The sequence below is a fragment of the Methylobacterium sp. E-065 genome (genome assembly GCF_022829605.1).
Taxonomy (GTDB): domain Bacteria; phylum Pseudomonadota; class Alphaproteobacteria; order Rhizobiales; family Beijerinckiaceae; genus Methylobacterium.
The window spans coordinates 76,735-90,407 of record NZ_JAKSYD010000149.1; the positions used below are offsets into that span (position 1 = coordinate 76,735).

At 69.5% G+C, this 13,673-nt stretch carries 11 protein-coding genes; 3 read left to right on the forward strand and 8 right to left on the reverse strand.

Features of this window, described 5'->3' with window-relative positions; all coding sequences use genetic code 11:
• Nucleotides 1-31: 31 nt before the first annotated feature.
• Nucleotides 32-1,534 (reverse strand): NAD(P)/FAD-dependent oxidoreductase, encoded by a 1,503-nt coding sequence (locus MKK84_RS19965; RefSeq protein ID WP_243922801.1) that lies wholly within the window; start codon nt 1,532-1,534, stop codon nt 32-34.
• 269 nt (nt 1,535-1,803) lie between these two features.
• Here MKK84_RS19965 and MKK84_RS19970 point away from each other — a divergent pair, with 269 nt between their 5' ends.
• Nucleotides 1,804-3,717, forward strand: coding sequence for a hypothetical protein (locus tag MKK84_RS19970; protein WP_243922803.1), 1,914 nt, complete (start codon nt 1,804-1,806; stop codon nt 3,715-3,717).
• On the opposite strand, the gene glp is transcribed toward MKK84_RS19970, so the two are convergent.
• The 7 genes from glp to MKK84_RS20005 all read right to left on the reverse strand — a co-directional run bounded on the left by glp (nt 3,689) and on the right by MKK84_RS20005 (nt 11,663).
• Nucleotides 3,689-4,918, reverse strand: a complete 1,230-nt coding sequence (gene glp, locus MKK84_RS19975; RefSeq protein ID WP_243922805.1) for a gephyrin-like molybdotransferase Glp — start codon at nt 4,916-4,918, stop codon at nt 3,689-3,691. The genes MKK84_RS19970 and glp overlap by 29 nt on opposite strands.
• The gene (gene moaC / locus MKK84_RS19980; RefSeq protein ID WP_243922807.1) at nt 4,915-5,406 is read right to left on the reverse strand and encodes a cyclic pyranopterin monophosphate synthase MoaC; all 492 of its coding nucleotides are present in this window, start codon (nt 5,404-5,406) and stop codon (nt 4,915-4,917) included. The genes glp and moaC overlap by 4 nt, the downstream gene beginning before the upstream one ends.
• A 3-nt stretch (nt 5,407-5,409) precedes the next feature.
• A complete protein-coding gene (trpC, locus tag MKK84_RS19985; protein ID WP_243922809.1) occupies nt 5,410-6,315 on the reverse strand; it encodes an indole-3-glycerol phosphate synthase TrpC in 906 nt (301 codons plus the stop codon).
• Entirely contained in the window at nt 6,312-7,349 is a 1,038-nt protein-coding gene (gene trpD, locus MKK84_RS19990; protein ID WP_243922811.1) for an anthranilate phosphoribosyltransferase, read from the reverse strand. Before trpD ends, trpC begins: the two co-directional genes overlap by 4 nt.
• Before the next feature lie 36 nt (nt 7,350-7,385).
• The gene (locus MKK84_RS19995) at nt 7,386-8,000 is read right to left on the reverse strand and encodes an anthranilate synthase component II (protein ID WP_243922873.1); all 615 of its coding nucleotides are present in this window, start codon (nt 7,998-8,000) and stop codon (nt 7,386-7,388) included.
• Between the two features lie 239 nt (nt 8,001-8,239).
• Nucleotides 8,240-9,757, reverse strand: coding sequence for an anthranilate synthase component I (gene trpE, locus MKK84_RS20000; RefSeq protein WP_243922812.1), 1,518 nt, complete (start codon nt 9,755-9,757; stop codon nt 8,240-8,242).
• A gap of 4 nt (nt 9,758-9,761) precedes the next feature.
• Nucleotides 9,762-11,663 (reverse strand): peptidyl-prolyl cis-trans isomerase, encoded by a 1,902-nt coding sequence (locus MKK84_RS20005; protein WP_243922814.1) that lies wholly within the window; start codon nt 11,661-11,663, stop codon nt 9,762-9,764.
• Between the two features lie 183 nt (nt 11,664-11,846).
• Between MKK84_RS20005 and tpiA the strand changes: the two genes are divergently transcribed.
• Nucleotides 11,847-12,608, forward strand: coding sequence for a triose-phosphate isomerase (gene tpiA / locus MKK84_RS20010; protein WP_243922816.1), 762 nt, complete (start codon nt 11,847-11,849; stop codon nt 12,606-12,608).
• Nucleotides 12,609-12,697: 89 nt separating this feature from the next.
• Entirely contained in the window at nt 12,698-13,609 is a 912-nt protein-coding gene (ppk2, locus tag MKK84_RS20015) for a polyphosphate kinase 2 (protein ID WP_243922818.1), read from the forward strand.
• Nucleotides 13,610-13,673 lie beyond the last annotated feature (64 nt).

A 13,673-nucleotide genomic window follows, 5' to 3' on the forward strand; every position in this document is an offset into this window, starting at 1 on the left:
GCCGGTGACGCGGCCCGAACCCTGTCGCCGATCAGGCGACCTTGCGCGGCACCAGCCGCTCGCTGCCCAGAGCCGCCTCGGCCCCTGACAGGCCGGCCTCCGTGTACTCGGCATCCTCGTTGACCCGCCAGACATCGTGTCGGCGCTGACCGCAGAGGATGTTCTCCACGGTGAGCATCGCGGTCATCATCGCGTGGTCCTGGTTGTTGTACTTGTGCATGCCGTTGCGGCCGACGAGGTGCAGGGTCGGGAAATCCCGCTCCAGCTCGCGGCGTACCGTGGCGACGTGGCCGGCATACTCCTCATCGTAGACGGGATAGGCCTTGGCCTGCCGGACCACGCAGGCATCCACGACCTCGGCGGGGTCGATCAGACCGATCTGCCCGATCTCGCGCTTGGCGAGCGCGACGAGTTCATCGTCCGAGGCGCTCCACAGCCCGTCGCCCTCGAAGCAGAAATATTCGAGGCCGAGGCAGGTATGGTCCGCGTCCGGCACCATCTCGGGGGACCACGAGCGGAAGTTCTGCACTCGCCCGACCTGCACCGATGGATCATGAATGTAGATCCAGTTGTCGGGGAAATTCTTCTGCGACTTCGCGATGAGAGCGACGGTGAGGAAGTCGCGATACTGCAGCGACCGGGCATTGAAGGTGCTCAGCGGGCGCGGCCGGATCGAATCCACCAGCTCGCGGACTGGAGCCGAGGAGACCACGTTGCGAGCCGTGAAAGTCTCGCGGCTGCCATCGGCGCGACGGGCCGCCACGGTCCAGATGCCGGTTCCGGCGTCGAAGCTGAGGGAATCGACGCCGCGGTCGAGCAGCACCTTCCCGCCCTGCCCCCGGATCTTGGCGGCGGCCGCCTCCCACATCATGCCGGGGCCGCGCCGCGGGTAGCGGAACGATTCGATCAGCGTCTTGATCACCGGGGCGCCCGCACGAGCCCGTTTGCGCAGGCCGAGCGAGCGCTTGATCCCGTCGCGGATTGCCGAGCCGAGGTCGAGCCCCTTGATGCGCTGCGCCGCCCAATCAGCCGAGATTGCATCGCACGACATGCCCCACACCTTCTCGGTGTAGGTCTTGAAGAAGATCGAGAACAGCCGCTCGCCGAACTGATTGCGGACCCAGGCGTGGAACGTCTTCGGCTCCCGCACCGGCCGCAGGCGGGCGTAGAAGTACGACGCCATGCAGGCCGCGCTGGTGAGCAGACCGAGATTCCGCAGCGCCTCGAAGGCCTTGAGCGGATACGCGTAGTAGCGGCCGCGGTAATAGATCCGCGACAGGCGCGGGCGCTCGATGAAGTCGTTCGGCAGGATCTCATCCCAGAGATCGACCACCGCCTGGGATTTCGAGAAGAACCGGTGCCCGCCGATATCGAACAGGTAACCGTTGTGGGAGACCGTGCGCGAGATCCCGCCGACCTGGGCCGGATCGCGCTCCAGAACCGTGACGGACCGGCCCTGCTTCGACAGCAGGTAGGCGGCGGTGAGGCCCGCGGGCCCCGCGCCGATCACCAGCGTCTCGGTGTGGTGGCTCATCCCGTGCTCCGGCGATTCTTGGGTCGCACGACGCGCGCAGCGCCGACCTGCCGCGAGGATGCGGAGCCATGGTTAAGGAATCGCTGGCGGTCCAGGCGTGACGTGCCGGCGAATGCCAGTCTCCGGCGCGAAAAGTGCTCGTCACCGGACAATCCCAGGCGTCTCGAAGGCGTTGAAGGCAGCGGAAATAACCGGTCTTGACCGATCGTTAAGCCTGTCGGCGCAACCTCGCTGCCGAGGGCCTCGGCTGCCCGTCTCAGTGACAGACCATGCCTGCTCCGGCGCTGCCGACTGCCCGACCGCACGTCCGGGTCGCGCCCCGTAGCGTCCTGTGGATGCTGGCTGGACTGTGCCTCGCCACATTGGTGCCGCCCGCCGACCTGTGGGCCACGATCCATCACCTGCGCGTGCCGGATACCGACGACGCCATGCGCCTTGTAGAGGTGCGTGACCTCCTCGCCGGCCAGGGCTGGTACGATAATCTTCAGTACCGCTTCCTCGCCCCCGCGGGCGTTCCGAGCCACTGGTCGCGGCTGGTGGATGCGCCGATCGCGGGGTTGATCCTGATCCTGACGCCCGTGGCCGGCCGGGGCCTCGCAGAGGGTCTGGCCGCCGTCCTGTGGCCGCTGCTGCTGTTCGGGCTGTATTGCGGGGTTCTGTATCGCGGTGCGCGGGCGAATTTCGGCCGGCACGCGGCGATCCTCGCGCTCATCGCGGCGACGCAGACCCTCGGCGTGACCCTCCAGTTCGCGGTGGGGCGGGTCGACCACCACAACGTCCAGATCATCGCGATCGTCGGCCTCGCCCTGTGCATGATCCGGGGCGGCTTGCGGAGCGGCCTGATCGGCGGCGCGTTGGCGGCGCTGTCGCTGGCGGTCGGGCTGGAGGGGCTGCCGTCCATCGCCGTGGCGGCCCTGTTCCTCGTTGGGGATTGGTGCCTGCGCGGTCGCCCTGCGCGCCCGCTCCTGGCCGGCTTCGGCCTCGGGCTCGGCGTCGCCGCGCCGGCGCTGTTCGCCGCGCAGACGGCGCCCGGGCTTTGGACCGCCACACGCTGCGACGCGCTCTCGCCACCCTGGCTGTGGCTCACCCTCGGTGGCCTGCTCCTGGCCCTCTGCGCCACTGCAGCTGGTGATCGGCTCGCGTCGATCCGGGCACGCAGCGCCGTCGCCGGCCTCTGCGGCGCGATCCTGCTCGCCGGCTTCGCCCTCGCCTTCCCGATCTGCCTGGGCGGACCGTTCCCCGACATGCCACCCCTCGTGCGGGATCACTGGCTGCTCACGGTGAACGAGATGGCCTCGCTGCCGAAATTCATCGCCCGGGGGCAGTGGGAAGCCCTAATGTTCTATCCGGTGGTGGTACTCGCCACAGCCGCCGCGACCTGGATGGCCTGGCGCGGACCGCAGCGGCGGGCCTGGGCGGTCATGGCTCTGTTCCTGTGGCCCGGCCTGATCCTCGGCTTATTCCAGTTCCGTGGCCTCTACATCGTCTCCGGCTTCGTGCCGCTGGTGGCGGGGGCCATTCTGACTCGAGCGCTTTCCGCCGGAGTGGACGTCGATTCGGGGGGGAGCGCACCACGAAAAAGGTCCGGAGCCGTCCTCGATGGCAACGGGCACGGCTCGAGCGCGCTCCGGGATGCTATTGGCCCCCGAAACAGCCTGCCCCGATGGGGCATGGCGATCTTAGGCGGCGGCCTCATCAGCACGGTCTGGATGGCGCCCGCCGTTCTCGCCGAGGCGCTGGTCCCCGCTGCGCGGACGGCGCCGGATCCCGCCGGCGCGGGTGCCTGCCGCAGCGAGGAGGCGGTGGCGCCTCTCAAAACCTTGCCGCCCGGCACCGTCCTGGCTCCGATCCTCCTCGGGCCCGCGATCCTGCTGCACACGCCGCACCGGATCGTGGCGGCGCCGTATCACCGGGCCATTCCGGGTCTCGCCGCGGCCATCGAGGGGCTCGGGGGCACAGAGGCGGATCTGGATCGGGTGCTGACGGATTTCAGGGTCGACTACCTCGTCGCCTGCCCGGCCCGACCGGCCGAGGATCTTCAGGCCGAGACGGCCGTCGCCACACGGCTTACCCAGGGCACGGCGCATTCCGATAGGCTGGTGCCGCTCAGCCTGCCCGGCCCCCTTAAGGTGTGGCGGGTGACGCCTGCCCCCCTCAGAGCAGGCGGCGGTCCAGCCGGATGATCCGGCCGGGATCACCGGCCCGGGCGGCGGGCTCATGCGGCGCGCGGATTAGCAACGCCTCGGCTTGGCCCAGGACCGCCAGCATCGAGGAATCCTGGCGCTGCTCGGGTGTTGCTACAGGCAGCTGACCCGGCTCGATGGCGAGGCGCGCGCGCATGTAGTCGGCCCGTCCATCGTTGGCCGCGAGGTCGCGACCGAGCAAAGCCGGCTCGCTGCGATCCGCACCGGCCTGAGGATCACCCTGGAGCGCGCGGATCGCCGGCACCACGAACAGCAGCCCGCAGACGATGGACGAAACCGGGTTTCCCGGCAGCCCGATTACCAGCATGTCGCCGAGGCGGCCGTGCATCAGCGGCTTGCCGGGCCGGAGCGCCACCCGCCAGAAGCCGAGTTCCAGGCCCTCCCGAGCCAGCGCGGCCTGGACGAGATCGTGGTCGCCGACCGATGCGCCGCCGAGCGTCACCAGCAGATCGGCCCGGGCCTCGCGGGCACGCCGGAAGGCGTCCGCCAGGGCCGCGTGATCGTCCGCAGCGATACCGAGATCGATGATCTCCGCCCCCGCCTCGGCGGCCAGCGCCCCGAGGGCGAGACTGTTCGACGCGACGATCTGATCCCAGGCCGGAATCGCGCCGGGCTCGACCAGTTCGTCCCCTGTGGCCAGGATCGCCACCCGGGGGCGGCGCCGGACCGGCAGTTCCGGATGGCCGGCCGCCGCCGCCAAGGCGAGGCGTCGCGCATCCAGGGTCAGGCCGGCCGTCAGCAGCGTGTCTCCGGCCGTGAAATCGAGCCCGGCGCGGCGAATGAACCGCCTAGGCTCCACCGGCTCGACCACCCGCACGGTCGCGCCGTTGGCCTGCGCATCCTCCTGGATCAGAATCGCGTCCGCGCCGTCCGGCACCGGTGCCCCGGTGAAGATCCGCACCGCCTCGCCGGGACCGATGCCGCCCGAGAATCCGTGGCCGGCCGCGCTGGTCCCGATCAGGCGCAGGGTCGCCCCCGCGACGTCGGCGTCGGCGCTCCGGACCGCGTAGCCGTCCATGGCGGAGGCCGGAAACGGCGGCTGCGTGCGGGTGGCGGCGATGTCGGCGGCCAGCGTCCGCCCGGCAGCCTGAGCCAGCGGCACGGTCTCGGCCTCGACCGACCCCGTGACGCTCGCCAGAACCCGCGCCAGCGCTTCGGCGACCGGTATCAGGCCGCTCATGAAGCGGGCGCCCGGTAGGCGCCGGAGCGGCCGCCATCCTTCGCGGTCAGCCGGATGCCCTCGATCCGCATGCCGCGATCGACCGCCTTCACCATGTCGTAGACCGTCAGGCACGCCACCGACACCGCAGTCAGCGCCTCCATCTCGACACCGGTCGGTCCCTGCACCCGCACCTCGGCGGCGATACGCAGACCCGGCAACGCGTCGTCGGGCTCGATCTCGACCCGAACCTTGGACAGGAGCAGCGGGTGGCATAGGGGGATCAGCTCGTGGGTGCGCTTGGCCGCCATGATGCCGGCGAGCCGCGCGGTGCCGATCACATCGCCCTTCTTGGCATCCCCCTCGCGGATCAGCGCCAGGGTCTTGGGCTCCATCACGATGGTGCCCTCCGCCCGGGCAGTGCGATCGGTGGCGGGCTTGTCGGTGACGTCGACCATATTGGCCGCGCCGCTGGTATCGAGATGGGTGAGCGTCGTGCCGGGCTCCATGGTTCAGCCCTTCTTCCGCTTCTTGGCGTCCTTGCCGTTCCCCTTGTCGTCCCCGTTGCCGTCCCCGAACAGCAGCGTGCGGGTCGCGGCCGTCACGTCGGCCTGCCGCATCAGGCTCTCGCCGACCAGCACGACGCCGAGACCGTGCTTCCCGAGGCGGGCCACGTCGGCGTGATCGCCGATGCCGCTCTCGGCCACGGCGATCCGGTCGGCGGGGATGCCGGCCCCGAGGCGGATCGCCGTCTCGAACGAGACCTCGAAGGTCTTGAGATTGCGGTTGTTCACCCCGATCATCGCCGTGCCCAGGGGGATTGCCCGGGCCAGCTCGGCCTCGTCGTGGATCTCGACCAGAACGTCCATCTCGAGGAGATGCGCGGTCTCGACCAACGCGACGGCCTCGTCGTCATCGAGGCAGGCCATGATGACGAGGATGCAGTCCGCCCCCCAGGCCCGGGCCTCGTAGACCTGATAGGGTTCGAACATGAAATCCTTGCGCAGGGCCGGCAGCCCGCAGGCCGCGCGCGCCGCGGTCAGATAGTCCGGCCGCCCCTGGAACGAGGGTTCGTCGGTCAGCACGGACAGGCAGGTCGCGCCGCCGGCCGCATAGGCGGCCGCCAGGGTGGCGGGGTCGAAATCGGCCCGGATCAGACCCTTCGAGGGCGAGGCCTTCTTCACCTCGGCGATGAGGGCCGGCCGATTCTCCGCCAGGTGCGCACGGATCGCCGCCGCGAAGCCGCGGACCGGGTCGGCCTGTGCGACCTTGCGCTCGAGCTTGGCCAGGGGCACGCGCAACTTCGCCTCCGCGATCTCCCGGCGCTTGTAGGCCTCGATCTTGGCGAGCACGTTGGGCCGCTCGGTCGGCGCCTCGGCGCCCGTCTCGTGGGTCGGCTCTTGCGTAAGCGAGCTCATCGGCCCTCCTGTCCATGGGAGCGGTCGTTCGAGGCACGGACGAGCCGGGCGAGCGTCTCCCGGGCCGCCCCGGACTCGACGGCATCCTGCGCCCGCGCGAGCCCGTCCGCCAGGGTCGGTGCGGCGCCCGCGACCACGAGTGCAGCGCCCGCATTGAGCGCCGCGATGTCCCGGTAGGCGTTGCGCGCACCGGCGAGCACCGCTTCGAGCGCGCGGGCGTTGTCTTCGGGATCACCGCCGCGCAATTCCTCGGGCGCGCGAAGCGTCAGGCCGAGCTCTCGCGGATCGATGGTGAAGCGGGAGATCCGGCCCTCGTCCAGGGCGACCACCCGGGTCGGACCAGTGACGGTGATCTCATCGAGTCCGTCCGAGCCGTGAACGGTCCAGACCCGGCGGCTGCCGAGTTCCGCGAGCACCCGGGTCAGCGGCTCGGCCAAAGCCTCCTGGGCCACGCCGAACAGCTGGTAGGCGACCCCGGCCGGATTGCTCAACGGACCCAGCAGGTTGAAGATTGTCCGGACCGGCAGTTCCGAGCGCACCGGCGCGACGTGCCGCATCGCCGGGTGGTGGGTCTGCGCGAACAGGAAGCAGAGGCCGGCCTCGTCCAGGCAGCGGGCCTGGCCCTCGGCATCGAGCCCGAGCTTCACGCCCAGCGCAGCCAGCACGTCGGCGGCGCCGGAGCGGGAGGTCGCGGCACGGTTGCCGTGCTTGGCGACCGGCACACCGCAGGCGGCCACCAGGATGGCGGCGAGCGTCGAGACGTTCACGCTGCCGGAATGGTCGCCGCCGGTGCCCACAACGTCGATGGCGCCCTCAGGCGCCGCGACGCGGGTCATGCGCGCCCGCATCGCTTCTGCGGCGCCGACGATCTCCGCGATGGTCTCGCCGCGGACCTTGAGGGCGGTCAGGAAGGCGCCGGCCTGGACCGGCGTCACCTCGCCCGACAGCAGGTCGTCGAAGGCTGCCCGCGCCTCGGCGCGGTCGAGGGCGAGGCCCCCGGCGACCTTCGCGAGATGGGGTCTGAAACTGTCCATGCGCTCTGTCGGAGGGCCGCCCCGGCCTCCCGCGGGTCAATGCACGTCGGAGCGGGTCCTGTCACGCGCCGCGTTCCAGGCGGCGGCGAGATCCAGAAAATTCTTCACGATCTCGGTGCCGTGCTGCGAGCGGATACTTTCCGGATGGAACTGCACGCCGTGGAGCGGGCGCTCGGCATGCTCCAGCCCCATGATCAGACCGTCCGCCTCGGCAGTCACCTTCAGCGCCGCCGGGCAGCTGGCGCGGTCGACAACCAGGGAGTGGTAGCGCGTCGCCTCGAAACTGTCGTTGAGGCCGCGGAACAGGCCGCTGGCCCCATGCCGGATGGTCGAGACCTTGCCGTGCAGCGGCAGCGGCGCCCGGACTACGTCCCCGCCGAAGGCCTGGCCGATCGCCTGGAGGCCGAGGCAGACGCCGAAGATCGGGATTTCGTCCGACAGGTCCCGCACCACATCGAGGCACACCCCCGCCTCGTTGGGCGTGCAGGGGCCGGGCGAGAGCACGATGGCGTCCGGGGCCTTGGCGCGGATATCGGCGACGGTCAGCGCATCGTTGCGCACCACGTCGATCGCGCCGCAAAGCGGGCCGATCAGGTGCACGAGATTCCACGTAAAGGAATCGTAGTTGTCGATAACGAGGACGTTGGGCATCGCGGCGGCACGCTCGGGCATGGAGGCGATGTGACCGCTCGGGGCGAGGCGGTCAACTGGGCGTGATGCTCAGCTCGCCCTCCCCATCCAGAGACCTCATCCTGAGGTGCCCGCGTCAGCGGGCCTCGAAGGAGGGCTCCAAGAATCGCGATGCGGACTGGAGGTCTCCTTCGAGGCCTCCGCTGCGCTTCGGCACCTCAGGATGAGGTTCTGTCCTGGAGAGTCCGAAGCGCCACCCTTTATTGCCCGCGCTTCGCCTGAGCGGCGAACCGCACCGCCTCCTCGGCGGCCCGGAACAAAGCTTTGGCCTTGTTGACGCATTCCTGCTGCTCGGAGGCAGGATCGGAATCGTACACGATCCCGGCGCCGGCCTGGACGTGCATCCGCCCGTCCTTCACCACCGCCGTGCGGAGCACGATGCAGGTATCCATCTCGCCCCGCGCACCGAAATAGCCGATGCAGCCGGCATAGGGCCCGCGCTTCTCGTGCTCCAGCTCGTCGATGATCTCCATGGCCCGCACCTTCGGGGCACCCGAGACCGTGCCGGCCGGGAAACCCGCCGCCAGGGCGTCGAGCGGGTCGTGGCGCGGGTCGAGGTCGCCCTCCACGTTCGACACGATGTGCATCACTTGGCTGTAGCGCTCGATGAAGAACGAATCCGTCACCCGGACGCTGCCGATCCGCGAGACCCGGCCGGCATCGTTGCGGCCGAGGTCGAGCAGCATCAGATGCTCGGCCCGCTCCTTGGGATCGGCGAGCAGCTCCTCGGCCAAGGCCGCATCCTCGGCCGGCGTCGCGCCGCGGCGGCGGGTTCCGGCGATCGGGCGCACCGTGACGGTGCCCTCGCGCACCCGCACCAGGATTTCCGGCGAGGAACAGACGATCTGGAAGGTCTCGAAATCGAGATAGCAGAGGAACGGCGCCGGGTTGGTGCGCCGGAGCGAGCGGTACAGGCTGAAGGCCGGCAGGGTGAACGGCGCCGAGAAGCGCTGCGACAGCACCACCTGAAACACGTCGCCCGCGACGATGTATTCCTTGGCCCGCGCCACCCGGGCGGAGAAGTCGTCCGGCGTCGTGTTCGAGACCGGCTCGGGATGGGCGACCGCGGACAGGTCCACCCGGGCCTCGATCGGCAGCGGTCCTTCGAGGGCTTCCGCAACCCGGTCGAGGCGCTGGAGCGTATCCTCGTAGGCCGATCGCGCGGCGATACCGGCGGCGGGCCGCACCGGCGAGACCACGGTGATGATGTCCCGGATTGAGTCGAACACCACCATCACCCGCGGCCGGACCAGGATCGCGTCGGGCACGCCCAGCGGATCGGGGTTCGGCTCCGGCAGCCGCTCCATGGCGCGGACCATGTCGTAGCCGAGATAGCCGAACAGGCCCGCCGCCATGGGCGGCAGATCCTGGCCTTCGTCGCCGATAGCGCTCTCGGCGATCAGGGCGCGCAGGCTCGCGAGCGGCGCCCGGTCGTCGGGTTCAAAATGGGTGAGGTCGGCCCCGCGGGCGATCGCGGGCACGCCATCCCGGCAGCGCCAGACAAGATCCGGATCGAGGCCGATCATCGAGTAGCGCCCACGCACGGCGCCGCCCTCGACCGATTCCAGCAGGAAGGCCGGACCCGCATGCCGCGCGCGCAGCTTGAGGAAGGCCGCCACCGGCGTTTCCAGATCGGCCACGAGGCTCAGCGCGACGAAGCTCGGCTGGCCGGCCTCGTAGCGCTCCGCGAAGGCCGCGTAGTCAGACGCTTCGGCCATCGCCTCAATACTCGCCGCCGATGGCCCGGCGCAGGGCCGTCGCGTCGACCTTCACGCCGGCGTTCTTCTGGACCTCGGTGATGTACTCGGACAGTACGTCGTCGGCGAGCGCGGACTGGAAGTTCTGCGCGATCGTCCTGTCGCTTGGGCTTTCGGCCACGAAGGCCGGCACGGTCGCGGACGTCACCTTGAACACCGCGCGTGAGTCGTTCGCCGCCGCAGTCCCGGCCTTGCCCACCGGCGTCGCGAAGACGAGGTTGACGTCGTCGGCCGTCAGCATGTCCTTGGCTTGGTTGCGCGACAGGTCCTGCGCTTCCTGCAGGTTGATGCCGACGTCCTTGGCGACATCCTCCATGGACTCGCCCTTGTTGATCTTCTCCACAAGCTCGCGCCCCTTGGTCTGGAGGCGCTTGGCGATCTCGGTGGCGGTCCAGCCGGCCTTCACGCCGTCCTTCACCTGATCGAGCGGCTTGTCGTGCGCGGGGTCGATGTTGGTCACGTCGTACCAGACGTAGCCGCCGGCCTTGGTCCGCAGGGGCTCGTTGTCGCCGCCGATCTCGGCGCGGAACAGGGCCGGCAGCGTGGTGTCGGCATCCGGGATGTCGGCGACCTTCTTCCCCTCGGGGTCCTTGCCGTTGGGATCCACGGCCTTCACGGCGATCAGCTTGAGGCCGCGCTCCGCCGCGATGTCGGTGAGCGGCTTGGCACCGGCGCGCTGATCCTCGATCGCGTCGCGGGTCGTCTCCATGGCGTCGCGGGCGCGGGCGAGCGCAAGGCCCTTGCGGATCTCGCCTTCCACCGCCTCGAACGGCTTCACGGTCCCGGGCTCGATCTTGGTCACGCGCAGGAGCACGGTGCCGAAGCGACCCTGGACCGGCTGGCTGACGCCGCCCTCCGGCAGCGCAAAGGCGGCATCGGCCACCACGGTGTCGAACAGCTCGGCTTTGCTGAGCGTCCCGAGGGCGAGGTCCTTGTCATCGGTGCCGCGCTCCGTGGCGACGGCCTCAAAGGTCTTGGAGCCGTCCTCGATCGCCTTGCGGGCGGCCTCGGCGGCGATCCTGTCGGGGAAGACGATCTGCTGGATCGTGCGCTTCTCAGGGCTGCCGAAACGATCCTTGTTCAGGGCGTAGGCGGCGCGGGCATCGGCCTCGCTGATCGCATCGGGTTTGGCCATCGCGTCCGGATCGACCACCAGAAGGTTGGCGGTGCGGAATTCCGGCGCGCGGAAGCCCGACTTGTTGGCCTCGTACCAGCTCTTCAGCTCCTCGTCGGTCGGATCCGGGATCTGACCGGCGGTCGAGGGCGTCAGCATCAGGTACGACGCGGCGCGGCGCTCGGTCGCGTAGCGGTGGACGGCCTCGCGCAACGCCACCGGCACGTGCAGGTCGGCCGAGACGGCTTCGGCGAGCTGCAGGCGCGCGATCACCGAGCGCTGCTCGCGCACGAACATCCCCTCGTTCAACCCGGCCCGCTGTAGGGTCTGGTAGAACAGCTGCGGCTCGAACTGCCCTTGCGCGTTCTGGAAGCTTTTCTCGTCGTGGATCGCCCGGATCACCGCGGAATCCGGCACCGCGAGGCCGAGATCATGCGTCTTCTGATCGAGGGCGGCCTCGGTGATCAGCTGCGCCATGACCTGCCGGTCGAGGCCGAGCATTCGCGCCTGATCGGGGGTGAGCGCGCGCTTCAGCTGCACCTGGTAGCGCTGCATCTGGTTCTGATAGGCTTGGCGCACCTGCTCGGCGGTGATCGGCGTGCTGCCGACCGTGGCCACGTTGCTGTTGGCGCCGCCGCGGAAGAACTCCTCGACGCCGAAGATGCCCACGCCCGCGATCAGCAGGGTGAAGATGACCGTCAAGACGATCTTGCCGAGCCAATGCTGGCTGGCGTTGCGGATGCCCTGAAGCATGATTGCGATCGGATACCTTCGGCGGCCGCCCCGTCGCCGGGACGGCACGTGTCCTGAAAGCCGACCGCGATAGACCATTCGCGTCCACAGGCAAAGGCTCGGCTATCCGCATCGGTTTGCGCGCTCAAGCTCGCTCTGGTAGGCCGCGACAACTTGCAAACGGCATAGCGAGGCGGGACAGGAATGACGCAGTCGGGGCGCAGACCGCTGGTCGCCGGCAACTGGAAGATGAACGGCACGCGGGCGTCGATCCAGGTGGTCGAAGCGATCCGCGGCGGTCTCTCCCCGGAGCTGGCCGGCCGCATCGACGTGCTGATCTGCCCGCCCGCGACGCTGATCAGTGCCTGCGTCGCGGCGGCAGCCGGCTCGCCCATCGCAATCGGCGGCCAAAATCTGCACGCGCGTCCGAGCGGCGCCTTCACGGGCTCGATCTCGGCCGAGATGCTGGCCGATCTCGGCGCCCGCTACGTGATCGTCGGCCATTCCGAGCGGCGCGCCTATCACCACGAGACCGATGACGGCGTCCACGCCAAGGCGCTCGGCGCCCGGCGGGCGGGCCTGTGCGGAATCATCTGCGTGGGTGAGACCATCGAGGAGCGCGAGCAGGGCCGTGCCCTCGACATCGTCCGCGCCCAGCTCGCCATCGGCTTGCCGAAGGGCGCCACGGCGGCCGACACGGTGATCGCCTACGAGCCGGTCTGGGCGATCGGCTCCGGCCGGACCCCGACCCCGCGGGACATCGCGGAGGTCCACGCCTCTCTGCGCGAGATGCTCGACAAACTGGTCGGCGACGAGGCGCAGAAGATCCGCATCCTTTACGGCGGCTCCGTGAAGCCCGGCAACGCCCGCGAACTGCTGTCGGTGGACAATGTCGATGGCGCGCTGGTCGGCGGCGCCAGCCTTGTCGCCGAGGATTTCCTGGGGATCTGCGCTGCCTACGCGTGAGCCCGCGGACGCGCACCGTCAGAACGTTCTCGGGGCTGTCATACGATCCTGCTTAGGAAACGCGGTCTTCCACCACCGCGATTCGAACCATGACGGACGATCAGAGCCTCACCGACGCCTCCTTGATGGAGGCGATCCGCCGGGAGATCCTCGACAGTTACGACGAGGAGATCGAACTCGGCTTCGAGGAGGATCGTCTCGACAGTCTCGAGGGTGGGACCGGATCCGGCCTGGACCGTCGATTCTATTTCCGGGAACTCCTGCGCCTCCAGCACGAGCTGGTCCGGCTTCAGGACTGGGTGCAGCACAACAAGCTGCGCGTGGTCGTGCTGTTCGAGGGGCGCGATTCGGCCGGCAAGGGCGGCGTGATCAAGCGGATCACCCAGCGCCTGAACCCGCGCGTCTGCCGGGTCGCCGCGCTGCCGGCGCCGAGCGAGCGCGAGCGCACGCAGTGGTATTTCCAACGCTACATCGCCCACCTGCCCGCCGGCGGCGAGATCGTGCTGTTCGACCGCTCCTGGTACAACCGGGCCGGCGTGGAACGGGTGATGGGCTTCTGCACCGAAGCGGATGTCGAGGAGTTTTTCCGCTCGGTGCCCGAGTTCGAGCGGATGCTCGTGCGCTCCGGGATCGTGCTGCTGAAATACTGGTTCTCGATCACCGACGAGGAGCAGGCCGTGCGCTTCAACATGCGCATCGCCGACCCGCTGAAGCAGTGGAAGCTCTCCCCGATGGACGTCGAATCCCGCCGCCGGTGGGAGGACTACACCCACGCCAAGGAGGAAATGCTGACGCGCACGCACATCCCCGAGGCGCCCTGGTGGGTCGTGGAGGCGGTGGACAAGAAGCGCGCGCGGCTGAACTGCATCCACCACCTGCTGGAGCAGATCCCCTACGGCACGGTGGAACATCCGGCGGTGGAGCTGCCGGCACGGGTCCGGCACGCCGACTATATCCGCGCGCCGATCCCGGCCGAGATGCACGTCCCGTCGAAGTACTGAAGCGCTCTCCGCCGAAGGGGACACCGGTTCGGCGCAAGAGAGCGCGTCACAACAAAGGATTTGA

Coding starts and splice junctions, on each gene's coding strand:
- MKK84_RS19965 (WP_243922801.1), bottom strand. CDS start 1,534: ATGAGCCACCACACCGAGACGCTGGTGATCGGCGCGGGGCCCGCGGGC.
- MKK84_RS19970 (WP_243922803.1), top strand. CDS start 1,804: ATGCCTGCTCCGGCGCTGCCGACTGCCCGACCGCACGTCCGGGTCGCG.
- glp (WP_243922805.1), bottom strand. CDS start 4,918: ATGAGCGGCCTGATACCGGTCGCCGAAGCGCTGGCGCGGGTTCTGGCG.
- moaC (WP_243922807.1), bottom strand. CDS start 5,406: ATGGAGCCCGGCACGACGCTCACCCATCTCGATACCAGCGGCGCGGCC.
- trpC (WP_243922809.1), bottom strand. CDS start 6,315: ATGAGCTCGCTTACGCAAGAGCCGACCCACGAGACGGGCGCCGAGGCG.
- trpD (WP_243922811.1), bottom strand. CDS start 7,349: ATGGACAGTTTCAGACCCCATCTCGCGAAGGTCGCCGGGGGCCTCGCC.
- MKK84_RS19995 (WP_243922873.1), bottom strand. CDS start 8,000: ATGCCCAACGTCCTCGTTATCGACAACTACGATTCCTTTACGTGGAAT.
- trpE (WP_243922812.1), bottom strand. CDS start 9,757: ATGGCCGAAGCGTCTGACTACGCGGCCTTCGCGGAGCGCTACGAGGCC.
- MKK84_RS20005 (WP_243922814.1), bottom strand. CDS start 11,663: ATGCTTCAGGGCATCCGCAACGCCAGCCAGCATTGGCTCGGCAAGATC.
- tpiA (WP_243922816.1), top strand. CDS start 11,847: ATGACGCAGTCGGGGCGCAGACCGCTGGTCGCCGGCAACTGGAAGATG.
- ppk2 (WP_243922818.1), top strand. CDS start 12,698: ATGACGGACGATCAGAGCCTCACCGACGCCTCCTTGATGGAGGCGATC.